This window comes from Leisingera sp. ANG-S5 (assembly GCF_000813925.1).
GTDB lineage: Bacteria > Pseudomonadota > Alphaproteobacteria > Rhodobacterales > Rhodobacteraceae > Leisingera.
Genome location: NZ_JWLH01000010.1, coordinates 264,823 through 284,996, shown reverse-complemented (window position 1 = coordinate 284,996; position 20,174 = coordinate 264,823). Strand labels below are relative to the sequence as shown.

Below are 20,174 nucleotides of genomic sequence, written 5' to 3'. Positions count from 1 at the left end.
ACTTTTTGAGCGGCATAGTCGCCTGAAATGACACCGCTTTGGAATTCCCCGAGGAGGGACCATGACCAAGACCTACCAGCTCGTCGGCATTGGCAATGCCGTGGTGGATGTGATTGCGCAATGCGAGGACAGCTTCCTGGCTGAACAAGGCATTGAAAAAGGCATCATGCAGCTGATCGAGCGCGACCGCTGCGAAGAGCTTTATGCGGCAATGGGCAACCGGGTTCTAACCCCTGGCGGCTCGGTCGCCAATACCATCGCCGGCGCCGGCGCGCTGGGGCTGCAGTCAGCCTTCATCGGCCGCGTCCGTGACGACGCGCTTGGAAAATTCTACGCCGATGCAATGAACAACGAGGGCGTCAGCTTTGTGAATGCGCCGGTAGCGGACGGCGAGATGCCGACCTCGCGGTCGATGATCTTTGTCTCGCCGGACGGTGAGCGTTCAATGAACACCTACCTTGGCATTTCGTCGGAACTGAGTTCCGACGACGTGCCCCAGGACGTGGCCGGCAACGCCCAGATCATGTTCCTGGAAGGCTATCTGTTCGACAAGGACAAGGGCAAGACCGCCTTTCTGGAAGCGGCCCGCGACTGCCGTGAGGGCGGCGGCAAAGTTGGCATTTCGATCTCCGACCCGTTCTGCGTCGAGCGCCACCGGGCCGACTTCCTGAACCTGATCAGCAACGAGCTGGATTTCGTGATCGGAAACCAGGACGAAATCTGCGCCCTGTTCGAAACCAGCGACCTGGAAGAAGCAATGGCCAGGACCGCCGCGATCTGCGCGCTGGTGGTTTGCACCCGTTCTGGCGACGGTGTGACTGTGTTGAATGACGGCGTGCGTGTCGACGTGCCGGTCGAAACGATCACACCGGTTGACGCGACTGGTGCAGGCGACCAGTTCGCTGCCGGTTTCCTGTTCGGTCTCGCCACCGGCCGCAGCATGGAAGTCTGCGCTCGAATGGGCTGCATCTGTGCGGGCGAAGTCATCCGCCATATCGGCCCGCGCCCTGAAACCAACGTGCGGCACCTGCTGGAAGAAGCCGGGCTGGTTTAATCCCGCCGGACACTCCCGCCCGCCGGAACTGCACCTCGCGGTGCATTTTCGGCCCTTGGGCGTAGCGCGGCGCGGCTTTGCCGCCCCGCGCAGCCTGCCTGCGGCAGGCACACGGGCCTACCGGTTCCAGCCTCAGCTGTCAGCCGACAGCTGCGCCTTGCTCAAAAGCACTTTGAAGGTCTCAACGTCCTGCCCGCTCATTGCGCTCAGCAACCGTGTCTGGGTCTCAACATGGGCTGTGACGGCCCGGTCGATCAGGGCAAAGCCTTCTTCTGTCAGCCCAACCAGAAAACTGCGGCTGTCCTCCGGGTTCACCTCGCGCTTGACCAGCCCGTCTGCCTCCAGCCGGTCGATGCGGTTGGTCATAGTGCCGGACGCCACCATTGTCGCCTTCAGCAGATCGCCTGGTGACAGCGTGTAAGGCGCACCCGACCGGCGCAAGGTGGCCAGCACGTCGAACTTGGCCGCATTCAGCCCGAACTCCGCGAAGGTTTTATGCATCTCACGCTGATAGGCCAGATACAGCCGCGCGACCCGGCCAATGATGCCCATAGCCGTCACATCCAGGTCCGGCCGCTCCTGCCCCCATTGCTGGGTAATAAAATCTACATGGTCCATGCCACCGGTGTAGGCACTTACATCTTGACGTCAAGATAAAATCCATTATCTCGATATCAAGATAAGGAGAAACACATGCCGATCCGGACCCTTCTGCTGACAGCGCTGGCCCCTGCCATCTGGGGCAGCAGCTACATTGTGACGACAACTTTTCTGCCCGGCCACTCACCGCTGGTGGTGGCGCTTCTCAGGGCGCTGCCCGCGGGCCTGCTGCTGCTGCTGCTGGTGCGCCAGTTGCCGCCGCTCAGCTGGCTGCCGCGGCTGATGGTGCTTGGAGCGCTGAATTTCTCGCTGTTCTGGGTGCTGTTGTTCCTCTCCGCCTACCGCCTGCCCGGCGGGGTCGCCGCGACGCTGGGCGCCGTGCAGCCGCTGATCGTGGTGTTCCTGTCCGCCTTGCTGCTGCAGACGCAGATCCGCCCTGCTGCCGTTGCCGCCGCGCTTCTGAGCATGGCAGGTGTTGCCTTGCTGGTGCTGACCCCGGCCGCCAAGCTGGACACGCTGGGTGTCCTGGCCGGTCTCGGCGGCGCCTTGTCGATGGCCGCCGGCGTTGTTCTGACCCGGAAGTGGCAACCGCCGGTGCCGCCGCTCACCTTCACCGCCTGGCAGCTGACCGCAGGCGGGCTGCTGCTGGTGCCTCTTGCGCTGTGGATGGTGCCGGAGATGCCGGTCTTCACGGCTGCCAATATCCTGGGCCTTGCCTACATGAGCCTCATCGGCGGTGCGCTGACTTATATCCTGTGGTTCCGCAGCCTCGCCCGGATCGACCCTTCGCAAGTCTCACTGCTCGGCGTCCTGAGCCCGCTGTCTGCCGTGATCCTGGGCTGGCTGCTGCTGGGGGAAACCCTGACGCCCAACCAGATGCTGGGCGCCACTCTGGCCCTGTTCAGCCTTTGGCTCGGCCAAGCGCGGCTGCGGTCCCGGCGCCCCGCAACTGCGGCTGAATAACTTGCATCACCGCGGCGCGGCCGGTTCACAGGCCTTGCCGCGGTGGCAATCCAGCACCTGCCGCCGCACTTTGGAGGTGTCGTCAAACGCAAACCCGCCGCAGGCGCTGGCCCGGACCACCAGCTCCTGACCGCGCTGTTCAGCAAAGACCACATAGTCTGCACCGGATTTCAGCCCGCCACACCAAGGACCCAAGCATTCCACTTCAATCATCGCAGGCACAGTGACCCGGCTGGAGAAGTACTTACCCTCCAGCAGCTTGCCCGACAGCTGCGCAGGAATGCGGGTCAGCGGCGGGCTATTGTTCGGATTGTCCGAATGGGACTGCGGCAAGAGGCTCTCGTCAAACTTCAGTTCGCCAGCAATGACGTTATAGACACTGTCCGAGTTCGCAGCTTGCAGATAGGCGTCGGCAGGGCCCCAAGGCAGGCAACTGAGTGCAAAAGCAGGGCCGGACAAAAACATCAGGAAGCTCACGGATAGGGCAGCGCCCGTTCCGCCGGGGAGGAAGCGAAGCGCCCGCCCCGTGGGGAGCGGGACGGGCGCTGCCCGGCCTATCAGCCGGGCGAAAACATTCAGCAGCCCTTCTGAAATCCACATCTCACAGATACTCCCGGAACTCTGCCACCACCCGCGCATAGACCTCGCGCTTGAACGGCACGATCTTCTCCACAAGGCTCTCCACCGGCTGCCAGCACCAGGCCGAGAACTCCGGATCATCCGTCTCGATATTGACCTGATCATCCGTGCCGAGAAATCGCATCAGATACCATTTCTGCTCCTGCCCGCGGTATTTACCGCCCCAGAAGCTGGGCACCACATCATGCGGCAGGTCATAGGGCAGCCAGCCGTTGCTTTCGGCGATGATCTCTACCAGATCAGGCGCCACACCGGTTTCTTCCTCCAGCTCGCGCAGCGCCGCAATCCGCGGGTCCTCGCCCGCGTCAATCCCGCCCTGCGGCATCTGCCAGGCATCCTTGTAGCGGTCCTTGCGCTGGCCGACGAACACCGCGCCCTCGGCATTGATCAGCATCACTCCGACGTTGGGGCGGTAGGGCAGCTTGGCAATCTCTTCCGGCGTCATCAGGCTCTCCTCAACATGGGTTTTCTCAACCTTAGACCGCTTGCCGCCGGGGCACGCAAGGGGGTGACGCGGCGTTTGGCCGTGACAAGGCGGCCCGCGCCCTTGATCCTAGGGCCAATTGCCAGGGAGAGTTTCAAGATGACTGCGTACCCCAACCTGCTTGCCCCGCTGGATCTGGGCTTTACCACGCTGAAGAACCGGGTGCTGATGGGCTCGATGCACACGGGGCTGGAGGAAACCGGCGACTGGAACCGCGTTGCTGAATTCTATGCCGCGCGCGCCCGCGGCGGCGTGGCGCTGATGGTGACTGGCGGGATCGGCCCGAACCTGGAGGGCTCGGTGCTGCCGGGCGCCTCGATGATGACCTCACCCAAAGACGTCGAAAACCACCGCGTGGTGACCGACCGTGTGCATGAGGCCGGCGGCCGGATCGCCATGCAGATCCTGCACGCAGGGCGCTATGCCTACGGCCCCAAATGCGTGGCCCCCAGCCCGGTGAAATCGCCGATCTCCCCCTTCCCCCCGCATGAACTGGAAGAGGACGGCATCGAAAAGCAGATTGCCGACATCGTGAACGCCGCCCGGCTGGCACAGGAGGCAGGCTATGACGGCGTCGAGATCATGGGCAGCGAGGGTTACTTCCTCAACCAGTTCCTAGTCACCCACACCAACAAGCGCTCCGACCGCTGGGGCGGTTCCTATGAAAACCGGATGCGGCTGCCGATTGAGGTGGTGCGCCGCACGCGCGAGGCCGTGGGCCGCGATTTCATCATCATCTACCGCCTGTCGATGATCGACCTGGTGCCCAATGGCTCCACCCACGAGGAGGTGGTGCAGCTGGCGCAGGAGATAGAGAAGGCCGGCGCCACAATTCTCAACACCGGCATCGGCTGGCACGAGGCACGCATTCCCACCATCGCTACCTCGGTTCCCCGCGCGGCTTTTGCCTGGGTGACCAAGAAGCTGATGGGCAAGGTCGGCATCCCGGTGATCACCTCCAACCGCATCAACACGCCTGAAGTGGCCGAGCAGGTGCTCTCCGACGGCTGCGCCGACATGGTGTCGATGGCCCGGCCGATGCTGGCAGACGCGGATTTCGTCGCCAAGGCCGAAGCAGGACAGGCGGACCAAATTGCCCCCTGCATCGCCTGCAACCAGGCTTGTCTCGACCATACCTTCAGCGGCAAGCTCACCACCTGTCTGGTCAACCCGCGCGCCTGCCACGAAACCGAACTGGTGATCGAACCTGCCTCAACTTCCAAGACTGTCGCCATCGTCGGCGCCGGTCCGGCGGGCCTTGCCACTGCCCTCACGGCTGCCCAGCGTGGCCACCAAGTGACGCTGTTTGACCGTGCCGATGAAATTGGCGGCCAGCTCAACATGGCCAAACAGGTGCCGGGCAAAGAGGAATTCTGGGGGCTGGTCGACTGGTACCGGACCATGGTTGCAGACGCCGGTGTAACCCTGGAGCTGGGTCGCGAAGTTGCAGCAGAGGATTTGACCGCCTTCGACGAGGTGGTGATTGCCACCGGCGTCACCCCGCGCGATCCCGCCATTCCCGGCCAGGACCAGGACAATGTGCTCAGCTACATCGACGTGCTGCGCCACAAGAAACCGGTGGGTCAGCGGGTCGCCGTGGTCGGTGCCGGCGGCATCGGCTTTGACGTCTCCGAATACCTGCTGGAAGAGGGCCACAGCCCCACCACCGATCTGCCCGCCTGGATGAAGGAATGGGGCGTCGCCGACCCGGCAGAGCACCGCGCGGGCCTTGCCCCCGAAGGCCCGCAGCCCGCCGCCCCTGCCCGGCAGGTTACCCTGCTGCAGCGCAAGGCCGAACGCCACGGCAAGCGGCTGGGCAAGACCACCGGCTGGATCCACCGGGCAACGCTCAAGATGAAGGAGGTGGAATTCGTCGGTGGCGTCAATTACGAGTGCATCGACGCGGAAGGCCTGCATGTGAGCTTTGGTGAGGCTCGCGAAAACCCGCGGTTGATCCCGGCGGACACCATCGTGCTCTGCGCGGGCCAGGTCTCTGAGCGGTCGCTGGCAGATCAGCTTGCGGAACGCGGTATCACCGCCCATGTGATCGGCGGTGCAGATGTGGCCGCGGAACTGGATGCCAAGCGTGCCATCAATCAGGGCACCCGGCTGGCCGCCAGCCTTTGAGAAGACATAGGCCTCCCGCCTGCGGCAGCCGGACTAGTCAGGCCCAGCCCGCTGTTGGACCCGGCACACTTTCAAGGCGCCGAAGCCGGGCTGCAGTGTCCCCGCGCGCCCTTCAGGCGCCGGGCCCGCAAAGCGCTCAGCCGTGGGCCGCAATACTGTCTGCCGGGGCCTCATGCCGCGCCATCATGCCATAATCCCGGATCACCCCAGCAACCCTCAGCCTGTAGTCGGCAAAGATTCCAGCCCGGCCCTTACCTTGTGCCACGCGGTGCTTCGCCAGATGACGCCAGCGCTGCACCGCCGCCTCATCCTGCCAAAAGGACAACGACAACAGCTTGTCCGGTGCGCTCAGGCTTTGAAACCGCTCAACGGAGATAAACCCCTCCATCTCCTCAAGCAGCCCCCGCAGCTCCGCTGCAATTTCCAGATAGGCATCCTTCCGCCCTGCGGCGATCTCCACCTCAAAAATAACGGCAATCATCTGCGCTCCCCTCCTCCGTTCCCATGCGGCGACGAAGCCAGCTTGAGCCATGTCCGGTCCTCGCGCAGCAGGAACCGCTCCTTCTGGGCGAACTCGTAATTTTCGCGCCCCAAGGGGTCTGCCGCCAGCCGCGTCCGGTAGGCCTCATACGCCGCCAGGCTGTCCACGTTGTAGATTCCGTAGGCCAGGGTCGAGGAGCCTTCATGCGGCGCATAGTAGCCGATCAGTTCAGCCCCGCAACGTGGGATCGCCTGGCCCCAATTGCGGGCGTATTGTTCGAACTGCGCCTTTTTGGCGGGATCAATGTGATAACGGATAATGCAGGTCAGCATGAGAGGCCCTTCGTTGGTTCAAGGCCTCCTGCCTAGCTTGCGCCAGCCAGCAAATGCTTCGCCGCAGACCGAACTGTCACTCGACGTTGATGGTGATTACTTCAGACACCACAGGCGATTCGTGCGGCACATGGCTGGCGTCGCCCAGCACCAGCTGAAGGGTGTGGCGGCCCGGAGGCAGCTCAATTGATGTCTCGGTTTGCCCGCCGCCAAAATGCACATGGTGCTCATCCGCAGGCAATCCGTACAGCAGCTCATCCGCGCCGTCTTCACCCTCGCCGATTGCTGGGCGGTCAATCAGCAGATGGTGATGGCCGGTGTGCTCCTTCTCCGTACCCGCCGGGGCAACCCCCATCGCCGAAAGGCCAAAGACCACAGTCACCGGAGACGTGACAGTATCGCCATCCTTCAGGTTGACAAAATAGACCTTGGCATCCGGGTGCGACGGCGTGCGCTCCTGAGCCCCAAGCGGAGCAGCCAGGCACAGGGCGGCGGCAGTGGCGGCAAGCAAAACTTTCATAGCGGGTCCTCCAGCAATTTGTTCAACAAACAAAGTAAAGCTAGGCGTCCGGCAAGCAGCAGCAAACCCTTCGGCCGCAGCAAACGCACAATTTTGCGTCATCTTCACAGAAGCCCACTGTGCCGGCCCCCATTCCTCTTGCCCGCGTTAACCGAGGGCGGCAGTGTCACACCTGAACCGCAAGACGAGGGCATACGTGGTATTTGCAGTTATCCTGATGGGCCTGACCCCCAGCTTCCTGATGGTGGCTCTTGGCGGGCTGGTTCGCAGGCGGCTGTCAGCGCAAGCTTGGCAAGGCCTGGACAAGTTGAACTTCGAGGTACTGTTTCCAGCGCTGCTGTTCTTTGCCGCCAGTGGCCGCCCCATTGCCATTGCAGACCTCGGCCGGATCGGGCCCGCAGTCTGGAGCATCCTCGCCCTGGCACTCGCCTTTGGTCTTCTGGCGCGCAGGGCCGGGCCGGAAAAATTCCTCGACTTTGCAGGCGCCTGGCAAACTGCCTGGCGTTTCAATACGGCCATTGCCTTTGTCGCCCTGCCTTCGATCGGCACGGAACTGACCGGCCAGATGGCGGTTGCCATCGGCATGGCCGTGCCAGTGGCCAATGTAATGGCTGTCTGCGCGCTGTCACGCGGCGGCAGCCTTTCGTTGCGCGAGACGGCAGTGAAAATCGCACTCAATCCCTTTCTGCTGGCCTCCGTTGCAGGTGTTTCTGTGGGACTTTCGGGTTACAAGATTCCTGCACCGATCCTGGCCCCAGCCGAGATGCTGGCCCATGCAGCGATCCCGATTGCGCTTCTGTCCATCGGCGCCACCATGAATTGGCGGGCGCTGGCGCGGCTCGACCTGTTCAACGGCTATCTCTGCCTGGTGCGTCTGGTGCTGGTGCCCGCCATTGTCCTGGCGGCTTGCCTGCTGCTGGGCAGCGATCCCGGCTTTGCCGCCGTGCTGGTGCTGTTTGCTGCCCTGCCCACCGCATCAGCGGCGCATGTGCTGGCCTCGGCCTTTGGTGCTGACCGCACACTGGCTGCCACACTTATTGCGCAATCCACCTTGCTCAGTGCGGTGACCCTGCCGCTATGGATTCTGACGATCAGGCTTGCCCTTTAAGGTTTCATTAACCCTCAGCCTTCGCCGCCCGCCGGCCAAGGGCAGCCGTTTCCACAGCGCAAACGATCCCGGCGAAACCTCGCAATTATCCCACCTCCGCCCCGATCTTGCCCGATTTCCCCGTCAGCTTCGGGGCAACACGGCTTTACGAGGATGGGTGAATATGGACCGACTGATGGAAATGGAGGCCTTTGCCAATGTGGTGGACCAAGGCGGCTTCACCGATGCGGCACGGAAAATGGGGATTTCCAAATCGGCCGTCTCCAAACATGTCTCCAGCCTGGAAGCCCGTCTCGGCGCGCGCCTGCTGAACCGCACCACGCGCCGGGTGTCGCCGACCGAGATCGGCCTTGCCTATTATGACCGTGCCCGCCGGGTTCTCAACGATGCAGGCGAGGCGGATGCGCTTGTCACCTCGATGCAATCGGCCCCCTCCGGTTTGCTGCGGATTTCCGTTGCCACCGACTTCGGCGTCAACCACCTGTCGCCGGTGCTGTCGGATTTCCTGCGCGACTTCCCGGATATCACTGTCAACATGGTTCTAAACAACCGCTATGTGGAGCTGATTTCCGAAGGCTTCGACATGGCCGTGCGGATCGGCGAGCTGGAGGACAGCTCTCTGCGGGCCCGCAAGCTGACAGAGACCACCAAGCGGATGATTGCCTCGCCGGAATACCTGGAAAAATACGGCCGCCCGCAGAAGATCGACGAGCTTAACAACCACAAACTGCTGCACTACTCCAGCCAGTCCAGCGGCAATGTCTGGAAGATCACCGCCCCGTCTGGTGAAAAGCGTCAGGTACGCACTTCCGGCTGGCTGTCGGTGAATGATGGGCAATCGCTGCTGAATGCCGCCATCTCCGGCCTCGGCATCGCCTATCTGCCCAGCTACCTTTACTCCGAGGCGCTGGAAGAAGGGCTGGTTGAGGACGTGATGCCCAGCCTGCCGGTTGAGACCCAGGGTATCTACGCGGTCTACCCGCCCGGTAAATTCACCCAGCCCAAGGTGCGGGCCTTCATCGATTTCCTGGTGGCAGCCTTTGCCGACCGCGACCCGTCCGAATGGAAAACCTGAACCGGTTCTAAGGAAAACCGGAACAAGACATCCCTCGAAGACCTGCCCCCGCGCCACTCGCGGGGGCTTTTTTAAGACCTGCACCTCAGGTCGGCCTGGCAGGATCAATCAGGCAGGCTCCCGCCCTTCCCGGATCAATCAAAGATTGATCTGCTCCCGTTGGGTCCAGCGCCGCTGCGCGTCGCACGCCGGACTCCAGCACGGCGCCGGACCGAAGGCTTGCTGAGGCATCTCTGATGTCGTGGCCAAGGCCCGGGAATCTCCGGACTGCAGCCCGTCGGCCCGTTCAGCCTTTGTAATGCGGCGCCTCCGCATCCAGGCGGCGCCGGATGGCATGCCATTCCAATTCTCCCTCATAACCGTACCAGTCGCTGGCCGCCATGTCACTCAGGTGGCGCTTCTGCTCGCTTTCCGGAATGGTGCGGATCTCAACCCCGGGGCAGGCTGCCGCCTGCTGCACCTCCAGCTGAACCGCACAGGCCTGATCCAGGTAAAAGGACCGGAAAAACGCCTCCCCTGCCGTCCCCCCGAACACAAAGGCACCGTGCCATGCCTCGACCACGGCCTTCTTGCCGCGGCCCGCATCCAGCAGCCCGGCCAGGAAATCATCAGTGCATTCGAATTCATAGTCGGTGTATCCCAGCACATCGCCGCCACCGATCATCAGATAGGCCTGGCTGTAAGGGCCGACGCCATCCCTCTGCGCCGACACACCCATAATCGCCTTGGTGTGGATGTGCATGATGCAGTTCTTTTCCGGCTCTGCCTCAAAAAACAGCTTGCCGATCTCTGTGGCCGAGGGGTTCGGCTCGCCATTTTCAGGATTATGGTTTTTCCGGTCAAAGCCGACCTTGATCAGATTGGAGGCGGTCACCTCCTCATGCATCCAGCCGTAATGGTGAGTGATCAGCGCGTCCTCGCCGGGCACCCGGATCGCGTGCCACTGATTGGTCTGATCCGTCAGCCGGTATTTCACCAGCGCATTGTAAATCGCAGCCAGCTCGCAACGGGCCTCCCATTCGGCATCCGAGCAATTGGCCGGACGGCCCTGCAACGGGGTCGGGGTCATAACGGTCATTGGCGTTTCCTTTCCTGTGACTGCAAGAACCCTAGCGGCCTGGACTTCACCCGATTTGCATGGAAACGCCTGATACTTGCATATAACCTCCTGAAATGCCGAAAGTGAGCTTCATCCTGTTTCCAGAGTTCCAGATGCTGGCCTATGTGCTGGCCTCCGAAACTCTGCGCATTGCCAACAAGAATGCCGGCCGCCGACTATACACATGGGAGACGCTCAGCGCCACTCAGACACCGGTGCCAGCCTCTAGCGGACGGCTGGCCGCGCCGGACCGCAGTGGATGGGACCTCGGCGATACGCCCGATCTTGTGCTGCTTTGCGCCGGCTACGATCCGTTGCGCCACCTGCCGCAGGGGCTGCGTGCCTATCTGGCACGGGCCGCGCGCGCCGGCGCCGTGCTGGGCGGCATCGATACCGGCACCGTTGTACTGGCCCAGCTGGGCTATCTGGACGGCCATGAGGCGGTGCTGCACCACGAGGCCGAAGCGGGGTTCCGCGAGCGCTGGCCCGAAATCGAGGTCAGCGACCGTATTTACTGCTACGGCCGCCGCAGGCTGAGCGCCGTGGGCGGAACCGCTACCGGCGACGCAATGCTTGCCTGGATCTCGGCCACAGGCCCGGAAGGGCTGGCGGCGTCGACCGCCGAAGACATGGCCCATGGCTCTATCCGCCCCCCGGATGTGCGCCAGCGGCTGCAGCCTTCAGCCGACCCGGTTCTGGGGCAGATGCATCAGATAATGCTGGAAAATCTGCAAGCTCCTTTGGCATTGACTGAGATTGCAGGGCGGCTCGGGCTCAGCCTGAAAGCGATGCGCCTGCGCTGCAAACGCGGGCTGGGCATGACACCGCAACAGGCCTATCTTCAGATTCGCCTGCAGCGGGCGCGCGAGCTGCTTCTAAGCACCGCAATGCCAGTCACAGAAGTGGCTCTGGCGACGGGGTTTGTCTCGCTGCCGGGGTTCTCGCGCCAGTTCAAGGCCATGTACCAGCGCAGCCCGCGCGGTATGCGCCGCTGCTGAGGCCCACCTGGACAATCCTCATTGCAACCGTTTTGCCAGCCGCCGGTGCAGAAAATCTGCGCCAAGCCTGCCCCCTCCAAGAAGGCTTGCAATCACTAAGACACCTGCGGGGGCGGGAGTGAATAGCAGCGTTCAGGGTACCGGCGCTCAATTGGCGAGAAGGACAGCCTCCACCCGCCGGTTGGCCTCTCGGCCCTCCGGGACCAGATTGCTGGCGATGGGGGCCAGATATCCGGCACCAGCCACGTCAATGCGCGCTCCATCAGCCTCATAGGCCTCAACCAGCCGCTCTTTCACAGACTGCGCCCGGCGTTCGGAAATGCGGGTGTTTTGCGCCAGCGAGCCCACCGAGTCAGTATGGCCCACCAGCAGCAGCCGATGCTGCGGATTCGCGGCCAGATAGCCAGCCAATTCCTTCAGGCTGCCATACTGCCCCTCGCGCAGACGGGTAGAACCGCTCTCGAATACCAGATCGGTCAGCACCGCATGGCCGCGCACTTCCAGCACCTTGGCCAATTCTACCGGCCGCACCGGATCCGGCTCCGCCGGCGCTTGGACCACGGGTTTCGACAGGACTGGCACTGCGTCCGGCGGCCGCACACTAATCATTTGAACAAAGGCCGCACCGCCTGCCCGCGACACGAGAACAGAAACCGCTTCTCTTCCCTTGGCGGCCGACAGGAAGTGAAAACGGGAAATATCCACCATCATATCCGGCGTTGGCACCACTTCGATCCCGAACCGGAAGCCAAAACCGCCGCAATCACGCGCCGCGCAGTCTAGCCGCACTTCATAACCCTGCTCCACCAGCTGCTCCCGCAGCGGCGCCAGGATCTGCAGCACCGTGCCGCTGCCTTCCACACGCCAGGTCCGGCGGGTAATCTGCCCCTCGAACCGCTCCGAAGGCACCTTGTCCGCGTCTTCCGGGCCAATGGGCAGCTGATAGACGCCAAGCGCAGTCGCCCGTTCAGAAATGGCAGTCGCATCAGCGGGCAAGGTGAGTTCCGCCGCATTCAGAATTCCGGGCAGGAACGCTGCTGCCGCCGCTGCAATCAGACGTCTTAACGGCACTGGCTGTGATATTCCGAATTGGGCGCCATCGCGGTAGCACTGGCCACCCGGTTCGACATGTTGAAAAAGCCCGCGACATTGGCGATATCCCAGATATCCCGGTCGCTAAATCCCGCATCCCGCAGGGTCTGGCGGTCCGCCTCCTCGATCTCCGCGCTCGCCGTCGTCATCCTGGCCGCAAAATCCAGCATCGCCCGCTGGCGCGCATCCAGCGGCGCCACCCGGTAGTTCATCACCAGCATCTCGCCCAGCTGCGGATCGCCGGACAACTGCCGCACGGCAGCGCCATGGGCCACTAGGCAATAGAAGCAGCGGTTGATCGCAGAGACCACCACCGCAATCATCTCCCGCTCCAGCTTGCTCAGGCCGCTGTCCGCCAGCATCAAATCGTTGTACATGGCGGTGAAGGCGTTGAGCTTGGCGATATCAAAGGCATTTGCCTTCAGCACATTCGGCACAAAGCCCAGTTTCTCGACGCAGATGTCAAAGTACTTCTGCGTTTCCGGCGGCAGCGGGTCCACTATCGGCAGGTCGAGGGCTGTGGGCTGGGTCTGGTCACTCATCGCGGTCAATCGCCTTGTTGCAAAATCCGGTAGTGGTACTGTCCAACACAGTCCATGCCGAGGGAAGCGTAAAGCCCGTTTGCACCCTCGTTACGTTTCGTACAGAGCACCGCCAATTCGCCAGCGCCGTTCTCCAATGCCCAGAACGCAGCTTGGCGCATCATCCAGGCGCCCATGCCAGCCCGGCGCTGATGCGGCAGTATTTCCAGCGCGTGAACCATCGCCACCCCGTCGTGAATGGCTACGAACCCTGCGCCCGCCGGTTTGTCCTTGTGGCGGCCCAGCAGCCCGGTTTTCGGACCTCGCACCCGCTGCATCACCGCCAGCCGCTCCGGCCCAATGCCGCCCTGCTCCCAAATCTCGCGCTGGATCGCCAGCGGTTCCCAGACGCAAAAGGCGGTAACACGCGGCACGGGGATATCCGTCAAGCGCTCCGCCGGGCAGGCCCACAGGTTAACCGGATCCTTCACCGCATAGCCGCGCGCCTCCAGTTGCGCGTCCAGCTCCGTCTCACCATCGCGGATCATGAACAGGCAGTCCTGACCCATAGCGCGCATCGCGTCCTCAGCCGCTGCAATCTCCACGTCAGACGCTGCACCGTTCACCGTCGTTGCCGACACACGGCTGCCGCCGCCCTGCCCTTCGCGCAGGGTGACAGGCCCAAGTTCGCGCAGCGATGCCGACGGCCATGTCGCCTCGGTCACGCCATAGTAACGGGGATCGGTGGTCACTGCTCCAGCTCCTTTGCCAGTTCGGTCATCGCCGCATCGACACGTGCGCCGTCAGTGCCGCGGATCACGACATTGGCGCCGAACGCGCCGTCCTTCTGGAACGGGTAGCAGCCCACCGATAGATCGCTATAGGCCTCTGCCAGAGAGCGCAGCGGAGCCGCGATTTCGCCCTCTCCCCGCAGCACTCGCAAGGTCTGCGACAGCATCGGTCGGCCGCCGGTCAGGGTCGGCATCACGCTTGCCACCATTGCCTGAAAGATCATCGGCACACCGGCCATCACATGCACATTGCCGATGGTGAACCCGGGCGCCGCCGAGACAGGGTTGTCAATCAGCACCGCACCGTCCGGAATGCGGGCCATCCGCAGCCGCGCCGCGTTCATCTCCAGCCCTTGGGTATCGTAATGCGCCTGCAGGATCGCGCGGGCATCGTCGCGCACATCCAGATGCGCTTCAAACGCCTTGGCAATGCAATCGGCGGTAATGTCATCATGGGTCGGCCCGATACCGCCGCTGGTGAACACATGGTCAAAAGCGCGCGACAGCGCCCGGACCGCGGCAATGATCGCCGCCTCATCGTCGCTCACCACCCGCACTTCCTTCAGATCGATGCCATGTTTGGTCAGCTCTCCCGCCAGGTAATGCATATTGGCATCGCGGGTGCGGCCGGACAGGATCTCATCGCCGATAACCAGCATGGCGGCAGTTGGGTTCGGCGTTGCAGGCATGAGCATCTCCCTTGGCTGAGTGCAAAAATACTCCGCCAGCAGAGCGGCACAAGGGCCAAAGCGACTAGGAAAGCCTCGCAACCGCAGCGTCGAACAGCGCCGCATCCTCCATGGCACGGGCCAGAATCATCGCGCCTTCCAGCGTGGCAATCATATGTGCCGCAGCCCGGTCCGCTACATCCCGCTGCAACCCTTGTCGCTGGTAGACCTGCCGCAGCCATTCCAGGTTGCGGGCGAAAAATGCCCGGGTCGCGCTTGCGACCGGCCGCGGCAAATCGGCAATCTCGGCCCCGAAAACACCGCACAGGCACATCAGCCCGTCCTGTTTCAGAGCCGTGCCATACGCTGCAACATAGCGCTTGAGCAACTCCGCAGGCTCCGCCCCCTGGGGATCACCCAAGGCTATGAAAAAATTGTCAGAATAGCGTTCAGCCAGAGCCTCCCCCAAGGCATCCTTGGTTGGAAAATGATAGTGGACAGAGGCTGATTTGATACCGATTTCCGCAGCGATTTCACGGAAGCTGAAGGCGTTGTAGCCACCTGTGCGCGCGGCCTTCTCCGCAATGTCCAGGATGCGTTCCGCTGTGTCCGGCTTTGCCATGCTCAACCCCTCGCTCATCTACCTACCTACAGATAGGTCTTGACGGAATGGAGCACAACTCACATCTATCTACCTACTGATAGATAGGAGAATCACAATGAGTACTGAGACCGCATTGATCATCGGCGGATCGTCGGGAATGGGTCTGGAAACTGCCCGCCAGCTGGTAGAGGCGGGACATCATGTCACCCTCTTGGGTTCGTCTGCTGCCAAGTTAGAAGCTGCCAAAGCAGAACTTGGCTCCCTCGCAGAAGTCCGGAAAGTTGATCTGATGGACTTCGCAGCCGTTCAGACGCTGGCAGACGAGCTTAAGGCCGGCAGCAACCATATCAGCAAACTGGTCAACGCCGCCGGTGTCTTTGCCCCAAAACCATTTTTGGAGCATGGCCCCGAAGATTATGACCGTTACATGGGCCTGAACCGCGCCACCTTCTTTCTGACACAAGCCGCCGCAACCAACATGTCACGCAACGGCGGCGGCGCCATTGTCAACATCGGCTCGATGTGGGCAAAACAAGCGATCAAGGCGACCCCCAGCTCAGCCTACTCCATGGCCAAGGCGGGCTTGCACGCCCTGACTCAGCACCTGGCGATGGAGCTGGCAGACCATGGCATCCGGGTGAACGCGGTGGCCCCTGCGGTGGTGGTCACTCCGATCTACGGCGCATTCATACCCCCCGCACAGATCGAGGACGCACTGACCAGCGGCTTTGACACCTTCCACCCGATTGGACGCGTTGGCCGCCCGGCTGACATAGCCGCAACCGTGGTGCACCTGCTGTCAAATCAGACTGCATGGGTGACCGGCGCCATCTGGGATGTCGACGGCGGCGTCATGGCCGGCCGCAACTAGGGCTTTGCCGCCGGGCGGGGCTGGGATAGTCATCTGGCATGAACTTTGCCCAGCCCCTGATCCCCGCCACCCTGATCCGCCGCTACAAACGCTTCCTCGCCGATTGCCGGCTGGTAGACGGGCAGGAAATCACCGCCCATTGCGCCAACCCCGGCAGCATGATGGGGCTGGCGGATCCGGGCATGAAGGTCTGGCTGGAGCCCAACGACGATCCGAAGAAGAAGCTGAAATACGGCTGGCGGCTGGTGGAACACGCAGACGGCCATTTCACCGGCGTCGACACCTCGGTTCCCAACCGCGCCCTGCGGGCGGCGCTGGAGGCTGGGGAGGTTGCGGAGCTCGCCGCTTACAAGACTGTGCGAGCCGAGGTGAAATACGGCGCAAACAGCCGCATCGATTTCCTGCTGCAACAGGACGGCCTGCCCGACTGCTATGTCGAGGTGAAAAGCGTGACCTTGTCGCGCCAGCCCGGCCTTGCTGAGTTTCCCGATAGCGTAACCGCCCGCGGCACCAAGCATCTGGGGGAGCTGGCAAACATGGTGGAACAGGGCCACCGGGCGGTTATGCTCTACCTGGTGCAGCGCACCGACTGCGAACGCTTCCAGCTGGCCGCCGATATCGACCCTGCCTACGCAGATGCCTTTGCCAGTGCCTATGCCGCCGGGGTGGAGAAGCTGGTTCTGGGTACCCGGATTACCCCGCAGGGTGTTGAGGTCGCCGGACCGCTCTCATGAGAGTAACGGCCCGGACCGGGCGGTCGCTCAGGCTGCCTGATCCACTTGCTTCGCGTTCCCGCCTTCCTGTTCCGCTTCGGCCTGAACGATGGTCCTTGTCGGGAACGGAATGTCGACTCCAGCCGCATCCAGTGCTTCCTTCACCTTGCGTTTCATGTCGGCCTGGTACTGGAAGTATTCCTCTGCATCGACCCAGACCCGCACCAGAAAGTCGACCGAACTGCTGTTCAGTGCATTCACCTGGATGAAGGGCTCAGGATCGTTGTGCGACCGGCTGTCACCCATGATGGCATCCCTGATTGCCTTTTCGGCGGTTGCCAGGTTCGCCCCGTAGCCAACGCCAAAAACCCATTCAGCCCGGCGTGTGTCGAAGGACGAGTAATTGGTGATCGTGTTACCCCAGACTTCCGAATTGGGAATGATCACCTTGAGGTTGGACAGGCTGGCAATCACGGTGTTGTTCAGAGTGATTTCATGCACCGTGCCCATTTCGCCGTCCACTTCGATGAAATCACCCAGTTTGAACGGGCGGAAAAGGATGATCATGACGCCGGCCGCCACATTGGACAGTGCGCCCTGCATGGCCAGACCGATTGCAAGGCCAGCCGCACCGATCGCTGCAACGATGGACGTGGTCTTGACGCCGAAGGTGTTCAGAACAAACAGCACGGCAAAGGCAAGGATGACGTAGCGGGCCAGGTTGCCCAGGAAATGGAACAAAGTCACATCCAGCTTGGCATTGCTGTCACCCAGCTGCACGATCCGCCGCTTGACCCAGCCCGCAACGATGAAGCCGGCCAGCAAAATGACCACTGCTGCCACCACACTGCCCAAAGCCTGCGCCAGAAATTCCAGCGTGACCAGATCCGCCAGCGACTTCCCGTCGTAAATTTCAGTTTGCATAAGGCTATTGACGCTGTCCATTCTGCTGCATTCCCCTCGTTGTCCAAGTAAAGGTTCAACTGAGAAAACGCATAGCTGCTGAAAAAGTTCCCGCACCCCCGGTCTGGCCCTTTCGCCCGGAACCCCTTACATAGCTACGCAACAAACGTGATGGAGCTCTGCGCGATGAGATCGAAAGACGGCCGCACCACCAAGGACGGCATCCGCATTCATGAACCCGGCGACTATGCCGGCATGCACAAAGCGGGGGCGCTTGCCGCGCGCATTCTGGACGATATCGCAGCCCATGTGTTCCCCGGCCAGAGCACCGGCGAAATCGACCGTCTCATTACCCAAATGGTCGAAGACGCAGGCGCCAAGTCCGCTACCATCGGCTACAAGGGCTATCAGCACGCCAGCTGCATCTCGGTGAACCATGTGGTCTGCCACGGCATCCCCGGCGACAAGAAACTGAAGGACGGCGATATCCTGAACATCGACGTGACCGTGATCGTCGACGGCTGGTTCGGCGACACTTCCCGGATGTTCGTTGCAGGCAAGCTCAGCCGTAAGGCAGAGCGGCTGATTCAGGTCACCCACGATTCGCTGATGAAGGGGATTGAGGCCGTGAAGCCCGGCAACACCTTCGGCGACATCGGCCATGCGATCCAGACCTATGCAGAGGCGCAGCGTATGAGCGTTGTGCGCGACTTCTGCGGCCATGGCCTGGGCACAGTGTTCCACGCCCCGCCCAATGTGCTGCACTACGGCCGCCCCGGCACCGGACCGGTGCTGGAGGAAGGCATGTTCTTCACCATCGAGCCAATGATCAACCTGGGCCGCCCGGAAACCAAGATCCTGGCGGATGAATGGACTGCAGTAACCCGCGACAAGTCTCTGTCGGCGCAGTTCGAGCATTCGATCGGCGTAACCGCAGACGGAGCCGAAATTTTCACCCTGTCGCCGGCCGGAAAATTTCACCCGACCTACGGCTGACCTGCCAAGACGCACCAGGGGCCGCCCCCCGGTGCTCCGGATTTCTTTCAGCCAGGTGCAGGACGGATACGGTCAGGACTTTGCGTCGTCCTGCCCATCAGCTTCCTGAAACCGCCAGAGCGCCAGCAATAACGTACCATCGCCAAACGGTGTCACCGCATCCTGAATGAACAGCGGTGCCCGCAGCGGTTTTGACGCAGGCAGTTTCTGCGTTTCCGCTTCTTTTGAATACCGCAGGAACGGTAGGCGCAAGGTCTGTTCCATGCGCGGAACAGTACCACAACGGCCTCAGATCGACAAAAGCGCAGGCACCTCTGCCATGTCGCGGAACACCTCTGCACCCAATGCTGCCAGTTTCCTGCCACTGTCCTGCGGCGCATATCCAAGACAGCGCATGCCTGCACGCACGGCTGCGGTCACACCGTTGCAGCTGTCCTCGATCACCAGGCAGTCGCGCGCTTGCACTCCGAAATGGCTGGCTGCCGCCAGAAACAGCCCCGGTTCGGGCTTGGCGACCCTCAAAGCATGCGCCGAGAATATTGCGTGCGGATGGAAGCGCCCCCAAAGACCGTTCTGGCCCAAGGTAACGCGCATTTTCTCCTCGCTGCCGTTGGAAGCCACACAGACTGGTATCTCCTGCGCATCCAGCCGCGCCAGCAATTCTGGAATGCCTGGCGTCAGCGGCACGCCCTGCCTCAGACGGGCAATGGTTTCCGCGTAGACTTCATCAATCCACCTGTCTGGCAGATCTGCACCCAGTCCGCGGGCCTTCTCCATAACTCCGGCCATGGTGCAGCCAACGAAGTGCGCCATCGACTGTTCCATCGTCAGTGCCAGCCCGTGGCACGCCAAATTGTCGATCAGCGCCTGGTTCGACGCCGGCTCGCTGTCCACCAGCACTCCGTCGCAATCAAAAATCACCAGTTTTGGGGTTGGAAATGTCTTGGGCATTTGTGCCGCCAATCGAGGGATGCATCCGGGTTACCCCGCAAGAGTTAGACAGCTTTCTCTGCCACCGCAATTACGCAGCGGCCAAGCACCTGCTCTCAAATGCAAAAATGCAGGGGATCCCCCCTGCATTATCCAATCAAAAATCTGGCAAGGCTCAGAACTTGCAGCGCTTCTTCTTTGCCAAAGCAACCAGAACCTCGTGGCGCTTGTTGGCCGCTTCCAGCGCCTCGTTGGCGTTGGCGTAGTTGCCGATCACCGCCGGCCAGAACAGGATCGCCGCGGCCACATTCGTGCCAGAGGCGGTCTTGCCTTTCTTGGCTTCAGCGCGAATCTCATCCAATTGACCCAACTGGGTTTTAATTTCCTCGCAAGTCAGCGAAGCGTCATCAACGTTGTTGGTGGTCACGACTTCCGGCGAAACACAACCGGACAGAAACAGAGAGCCTGCTGCCAGCAGGCTAAGAAACTTTGCAGTTTTCATATTGGGTCCTTTGAAACCGCCGGAATGGGCGGATATTTGCCTAAATCACAGGCTGGCTACGCTCCTAAAGTTGAGTTTGCAAATAGAAATTCAAACATTCGAA

General features: G+C 62.0%; 25 protein-coding genes. 9 read left to right on the top strand and 16 right to left on the bottom strand.

The window, feature by feature from the left end; all coding sequences use genetic code 11:
* The first annotated feature begins 61 nt into the window (after positions 1–61).
* On the top strand, positions 62–1,054 hold the full coding sequence (locus RA25_RS15965) for an adenosine kinase (RefSeq protein ID WP_039149559.1): 993 nt from the start codon (positions 62–64) through the stop codon (positions 1,052–1,054).
* 132 nt (positions 1,055–1,186) lie between these two features.
* Here the strand turns inward: RA25_RS15965 and RA25_RS15960 are convergent, their stop codons facing one another.
* Entirely contained in the window at positions 1,187–1,672 is a 486-nt protein-coding gene (locus tag RA25_RS15960; RefSeq protein ID WP_019297272.1) for a MarR family winged helix-turn-helix transcriptional regulator, read from the bottom strand.
* Positions 1,673–1,747: 75 nt separating this feature from the next.
* Here RA25_RS15960 and RA25_RS15955 point away from each other — a divergent pair, with 75 nt between their 5' ends.
* Positions 1,748–2,617, top strand: coding sequence for an EamA family transporter (locus RA25_RS15955; protein WP_039173720.1), 870 nt, complete (start codon positions 1,748–1,750; stop codon positions 2,615–2,617).
* A gap of 6 nt (positions 2,618–2,623) precedes the next feature.
* Here the strand turns inward: RA25_RS15955 and RA25_RS15950 are convergent, their stop codons facing one another.
* Positions 2,624–3,082, bottom strand: coding sequence for a hypothetical protein (locus RA25_RS15950; protein WP_241477428.1), 459 nt, complete (start codon positions 3,080–3,082; stop codon positions 2,624–2,626).
* A gap of 136 nt (positions 3,083–3,218) precedes the next feature.
* The gene (locus tag RA25_RS15945) at positions 3,219–3,701 is read right to left on the bottom strand and encodes an RNA pyrophosphohydrolase (protein WP_019297275.1); all 483 of its coding nucleotides are present in this window, start codon (positions 3,699–3,701) and stop codon (positions 3,219–3,221) included.
* Positions 3,702–3,839: 138 nt separating this feature from the next.
* On the opposite strand from RA25_RS15945, the gene RA25_RS15940 reads away from it, so the two are divergent.
* The gene (locus RA25_RS15940) at positions 3,840–5,867 is read left to right on the top strand and encodes an NADPH-dependent 2,4-dienoyl-CoA reductase (RefSeq protein ID WP_039149563.1); all 2,028 of its coding nucleotides are present in this window, start codon (positions 3,840–3,842) and stop codon (positions 5,865–5,867) included.
* Positions 5,868–6,003: 136 nt separating this feature from the next.
* Here the strand turns inward: RA25_RS15940 and RA25_RS15935 are convergent, their stop codons facing one another.
* The 3 genes from RA25_RS15935 to RA25_RS15925 all read right to left on the bottom strand — a co-directional run bounded on the left by RA25_RS15935 (position 6,004) and on the right by RA25_RS15925 (position 7,200).
* Entirely contained in the window at positions 6,004–6,348 is a 345-nt protein-coding gene (locus RA25_RS15935) for an antibiotic biosynthesis monooxygenase family protein (protein ID WP_039173718.1), read from the bottom strand.
* Positions 6,345–6,680, bottom strand: coding sequence for an NIPSNAP family protein (locus RA25_RS15930; RefSeq protein WP_039149566.1), 336 nt, complete (start codon positions 6,678–6,680; stop codon positions 6,345–6,347). The genes RA25_RS15935 and RA25_RS15930 overlap by 4 nt, the downstream gene beginning before the upstream one ends.
* Before the next feature lie 76 nt (positions 6,681–6,756).
* Positions 6,757–7,200, bottom strand: coding sequence for a DUF4399 domain-containing protein (locus RA25_RS15925; RefSeq protein ID WP_039149569.1), 444 nt, complete (start codon positions 7,198–7,200; stop codon positions 6,757–6,759).
* 196 nt (positions 7,201–7,396) lie between these two features.
* Between RA25_RS15925 and RA25_RS15920 the strand changes: the two genes are divergently transcribed.
* Both RA25_RS15920 and RA25_RS15915 read left to right on the top strand, forming a co-directional pair.
* A complete protein-coding gene (locus tag RA25_RS15920) occupies positions 7,397–8,308 on the top strand; it encodes an AEC family transporter (RefSeq protein ID WP_241477427.1) in 912 nt (303 codons plus the stop codon).
* Positions 8,309–8,471: 163 nt separating this feature from the next.
* Positions 8,472–9,383, top strand: coding sequence for a LysR family transcriptional regulator (locus RA25_RS15915; protein WP_019297281.1), 912 nt, complete (start codon positions 8,472–8,474; stop codon positions 9,381–9,383).
* 286 nt (positions 9,384–9,669) lie between these two features.
* On the opposite strand, the gene RA25_RS15910 is transcribed toward RA25_RS15915, so the two are convergent.
* Entirely contained in the window at positions 9,670–10,461 is a 792-nt protein-coding gene (locus RA25_RS15910) for a class II aldolase/adducin family protein (RefSeq protein WP_019297282.1), read from the bottom strand.
* Positions 10,462–10,556: 95 nt separating this feature from the next.
* Between RA25_RS15910 and RA25_RS15905 the strand changes: the two genes are divergently transcribed.
* The gene (locus RA25_RS15905) at positions 10,557–11,480 is read left to right on the top strand and encodes a GlxA family transcriptional regulator (RefSeq protein ID WP_039173712.1); all 924 of its coding nucleotides are present in this window, start codon (positions 10,557–10,559) and stop codon (positions 11,478–11,480) included.
* A 147-nt stretch (positions 11,481–11,627) separates the two neighbouring features.
* Here RA25_RS15905 and RA25_RS15900 read toward each other — a convergent pair whose 3' ends face one another.
* From RA25_RS15900 to RA25_RS15880, 5 genes are all read right to left on the bottom strand, one after another.
* Entirely contained in the window at positions 11,628–12,551 is a 924-nt protein-coding gene (locus tag RA25_RS15900; RefSeq protein WP_052254274.1) for an OmpA family protein, read from the bottom strand.
* Positions 12,542–13,114 (bottom strand): peroxidase-related enzyme, encoded by a 573-nt coding sequence (locus RA25_RS15895; RefSeq protein WP_039173711.1) that lies wholly within the window; start codon positions 13,112–13,114, stop codon positions 12,542–12,544. Before RA25_RS15895 ends, RA25_RS15900 begins: the two co-directional genes overlap by 10 nt.
* A 5-nt stretch (positions 13,115–13,119) precedes the next feature.
* Positions 13,120–13,845: a GNAT family N-acetyltransferase gene (locus RA25_RS15890; protein WP_039173709.1), complete on the bottom strand. Its 726-nt coding sequence runs from the start codon at positions 13,843–13,845 to the stop codon at positions 13,120–13,122.
* Complete coding sequence (locus RA25_RS15885) at positions 13,842–14,573, bottom strand: competence/damage-inducible protein A (protein WP_019297287.1); 732 nt, start codon at positions 14,571–14,573, stop codon at positions 13,842–13,844. Before RA25_RS15885 ends, RA25_RS15890 begins: the two co-directional genes overlap by 4 nt.
* Before the next feature lie 64 nt (positions 14,574–14,637).
* Positions 14,638–15,174 (bottom strand): TetR/AcrR family transcriptional regulator, encoded by a 537-nt coding sequence (locus RA25_RS15880; protein WP_039173942.1) that lies wholly within the window; start codon positions 15,172–15,174, stop codon positions 14,638–14,640.
* 97 nt (positions 15,175–15,271) lie between these two features.
* On the opposite strand from RA25_RS15880, the gene RA25_RS15875 reads away from it, so the two are divergent.
* Entirely contained in the window at positions 15,272–16,027 is a 756-nt protein-coding gene (locus RA25_RS15875; RefSeq protein ID WP_039173707.1) for an SDR family NAD(P)-dependent oxidoreductase, read from the top strand.
* A 38-nt stretch (positions 16,028–16,065) separates the two neighbouring features.
* Positions 16,066–16,761, top strand: a complete 696-nt coding sequence (gene sfsA / locus RA25_RS15870; RefSeq protein WP_039173705.1) for a DNA/RNA nuclease SfsA — start codon at positions 16,066–16,068, stop codon at positions 16,759–16,761.
* A gap of 27 nt (positions 16,762–16,788) precedes the next feature.
* On the opposite strand, the gene RA25_RS15865 is transcribed toward sfsA, so the two are convergent.
* Positions 16,789–17,685: a mechanosensitive ion channel family protein gene (locus RA25_RS15865; RefSeq protein ID WP_039173703.1), complete on the bottom strand. Its 897-nt coding sequence runs from the start codon at positions 17,683–17,685 to the stop codon at positions 16,789–16,791.
* Positions 17,686–17,829: 144 nt separating this feature from the next.
* Between RA25_RS15865 and map the strand changes: the two genes are divergently transcribed.
* Positions 17,830–18,639: a type I methionyl aminopeptidase gene (gene map / locus RA25_RS15860; RefSeq protein ID WP_029204923.1), complete on the top strand. Its 810-nt coding sequence runs from the start codon at positions 17,830–17,832 to the stop codon at positions 18,637–18,639.
* 72 nt (positions 18,640–18,711) lie between these two features.
* Here map and RA25_RS15855 read toward each other — a convergent pair whose 3' ends face one another.
* From RA25_RS15855 to RA25_RS15845, 3 genes are all read right to left on the bottom strand, one after another.
* Positions 18,712–18,903 (bottom strand): hypothetical protein, encoded by a 192-nt coding sequence (locus RA25_RS15855; protein WP_019297293.1) that lies wholly within the window; start codon positions 18,901–18,903, stop codon positions 18,712–18,714.
* A 24-nt stretch (positions 18,904–18,927) separates the two neighbouring features.
* Positions 18,928–19,590: an HAD family hydrolase gene (locus tag RA25_RS15850; RefSeq protein ID WP_019297294.1), complete on the bottom strand. Its 663-nt coding sequence runs from the start codon at positions 19,588–19,590 to the stop codon at positions 18,928–18,930.
* 154 nt (positions 19,591–19,744) lie between these two features.
* Positions 19,745–20,071, bottom strand: coding sequence for a hypothetical protein (locus tag RA25_RS15845; protein WP_039173701.1), 327 nt, complete (start codon positions 20,069–20,071; stop codon positions 19,745–19,747).
* Between the last annotated feature and the right edge of the window lie 103 nt (positions 20,072–20,174).

Bases quoted from the DNA above. Each gene is read 5' to 3' on its own strand.
- RA25_RS15965 (WP_039149559.1), top strand. From the start codon at position 62: ATGACCAAGACCTACCAGCTCGTCGGCATTGGCAATGCCGTGGTGGAT.
- RA25_RS15960 (WP_019297272.1), bottom strand. From the start codon at position 1,672: ATGGACCATGTAGATTTTATTACCCAGCAATGGGGGCAGGAGCGGCCG.
- RA25_RS15955 (WP_039173720.1), top strand. From the start codon at position 1,748: ATGCCGATCCGGACCCTTCTGCTGACAGCGCTGGCCCCTGCCATCTGG.
- RA25_RS15950 (WP_241477428.1), bottom strand. From the start codon at position 3,082: ATGTTTTTGTCCGGCCCTGCTTTTGCACTCAGTTGCCTGCCTTGGGGC.
- RA25_RS15945 (WP_019297275.1), bottom strand. From the start codon at position 3,701: ATGACGCCGGAAGAGATTGCCAAGCTGCCCTACCGCCCCAACGTCGGA.
- RA25_RS15940 (WP_039149563.1), top strand. From the start codon at position 3,840: ATGACTGCGTACCCCAACCTGCTTGCCCCGCTGGATCTGGGCTTTACC.
- RA25_RS15935 (WP_039173718.1), bottom strand. From the start codon at position 6,348: ATGATTGCCGTTATTTTTGAGGTGGAGATCGCCGCAGGGCGGAAGGAT.
- RA25_RS15930 (WP_039149566.1), bottom strand. From the start codon at position 6,680: ATGCTGACCTGCATTATCCGTTATCACATTGATCCCGCCAAAAAGGCG.
- RA25_RS15925 (WP_039149569.1), bottom strand. From the start codon at position 7,200: ATGAAAGTTTTGCTTGCCGCCACTGCCGCCGCCCTGTGCCTGGCTGCT.
- RA25_RS15915 (WP_019297281.1), top strand. From the start codon at position 8,472: ATGGACCGACTGATGGAAATGGAGGCCTTTGCCAATGTGGTGGACCAA.
- RA25_RS15910 (WP_019297282.1), bottom strand. From the start codon at position 10,461: ATGACCGTTATGACCCCGACCCCGTTGCAGGGCCGTCCGGCCAATTGC.
- RA25_RS15905 (WP_039173712.1), top strand. From the start codon at position 10,557: ATGCCGAAAGTGAGCTTCATCCTGTTTCCAGAGTTCCAGATGCTGGCC.
- RA25_RS15895 (WP_039173711.1), bottom strand. From the start codon at position 13,114: ATGAGTGACCAGACCCAGCCCACAGCCCTCGACCTGCCGATAGTGGAC.
- RA25_RS15885 (WP_019297287.1), bottom strand. From the start codon at position 14,573: ATGCCTGCAACGCCGAACCCAACTGCCGCCATGCTGGTTATCGGCGAT.
- RA25_RS15880 (WP_039173942.1), bottom strand. From the start codon at position 15,174: ATGGCAAAGCCGGACACAGCGGAACGCATCCTGGACATTGCGGAGAAG.
- RA25_RS15875 (WP_039173707.1), top strand. From the start codon at position 15,272: ATGAGTACTGAGACCGCATTGATCATCGGCGGATCGTCGGGAATGGGT.
- sfsA (WP_039173705.1), top strand. From the start codon at position 16,066: ATGAACTTTGCCCAGCCCCTGATCCCCGCCACCCTGATCCGCCGCTAC.
- RA25_RS15865 (WP_039173703.1), bottom strand. From the start codon at position 17,685: ATGGACAGCGTCAATAGCCTTATGCAAACTGAAATTTACGACGGGAAG.
- map (WP_029204923.1), top strand. From the start codon at position 17,830: ATGAGATCGAAAGACGGCCGCACCACCAAGGACGGCATCCGCATTCAT.
- RA25_RS15855 (WP_019297293.1), bottom strand. From the start codon at position 18,903: ATGGAACAGACCTTGCGCCTACCGTTCCTGCGGTATTCAAAAGAAGCG.
- RA25_RS15850 (WP_019297294.1), bottom strand. From the start codon at position 19,590: ATGCCCAAGACATTTCCAACCCCAAAACTGGTGATTTTTGATTGCGAC.
- RA25_RS15845 (WP_039173701.1), bottom strand. From the start codon at position 20,071: ATGAAAACTGCAAAGTTTCTTAGCCTGCTGGCAGCAGGCTCTCTGTTT.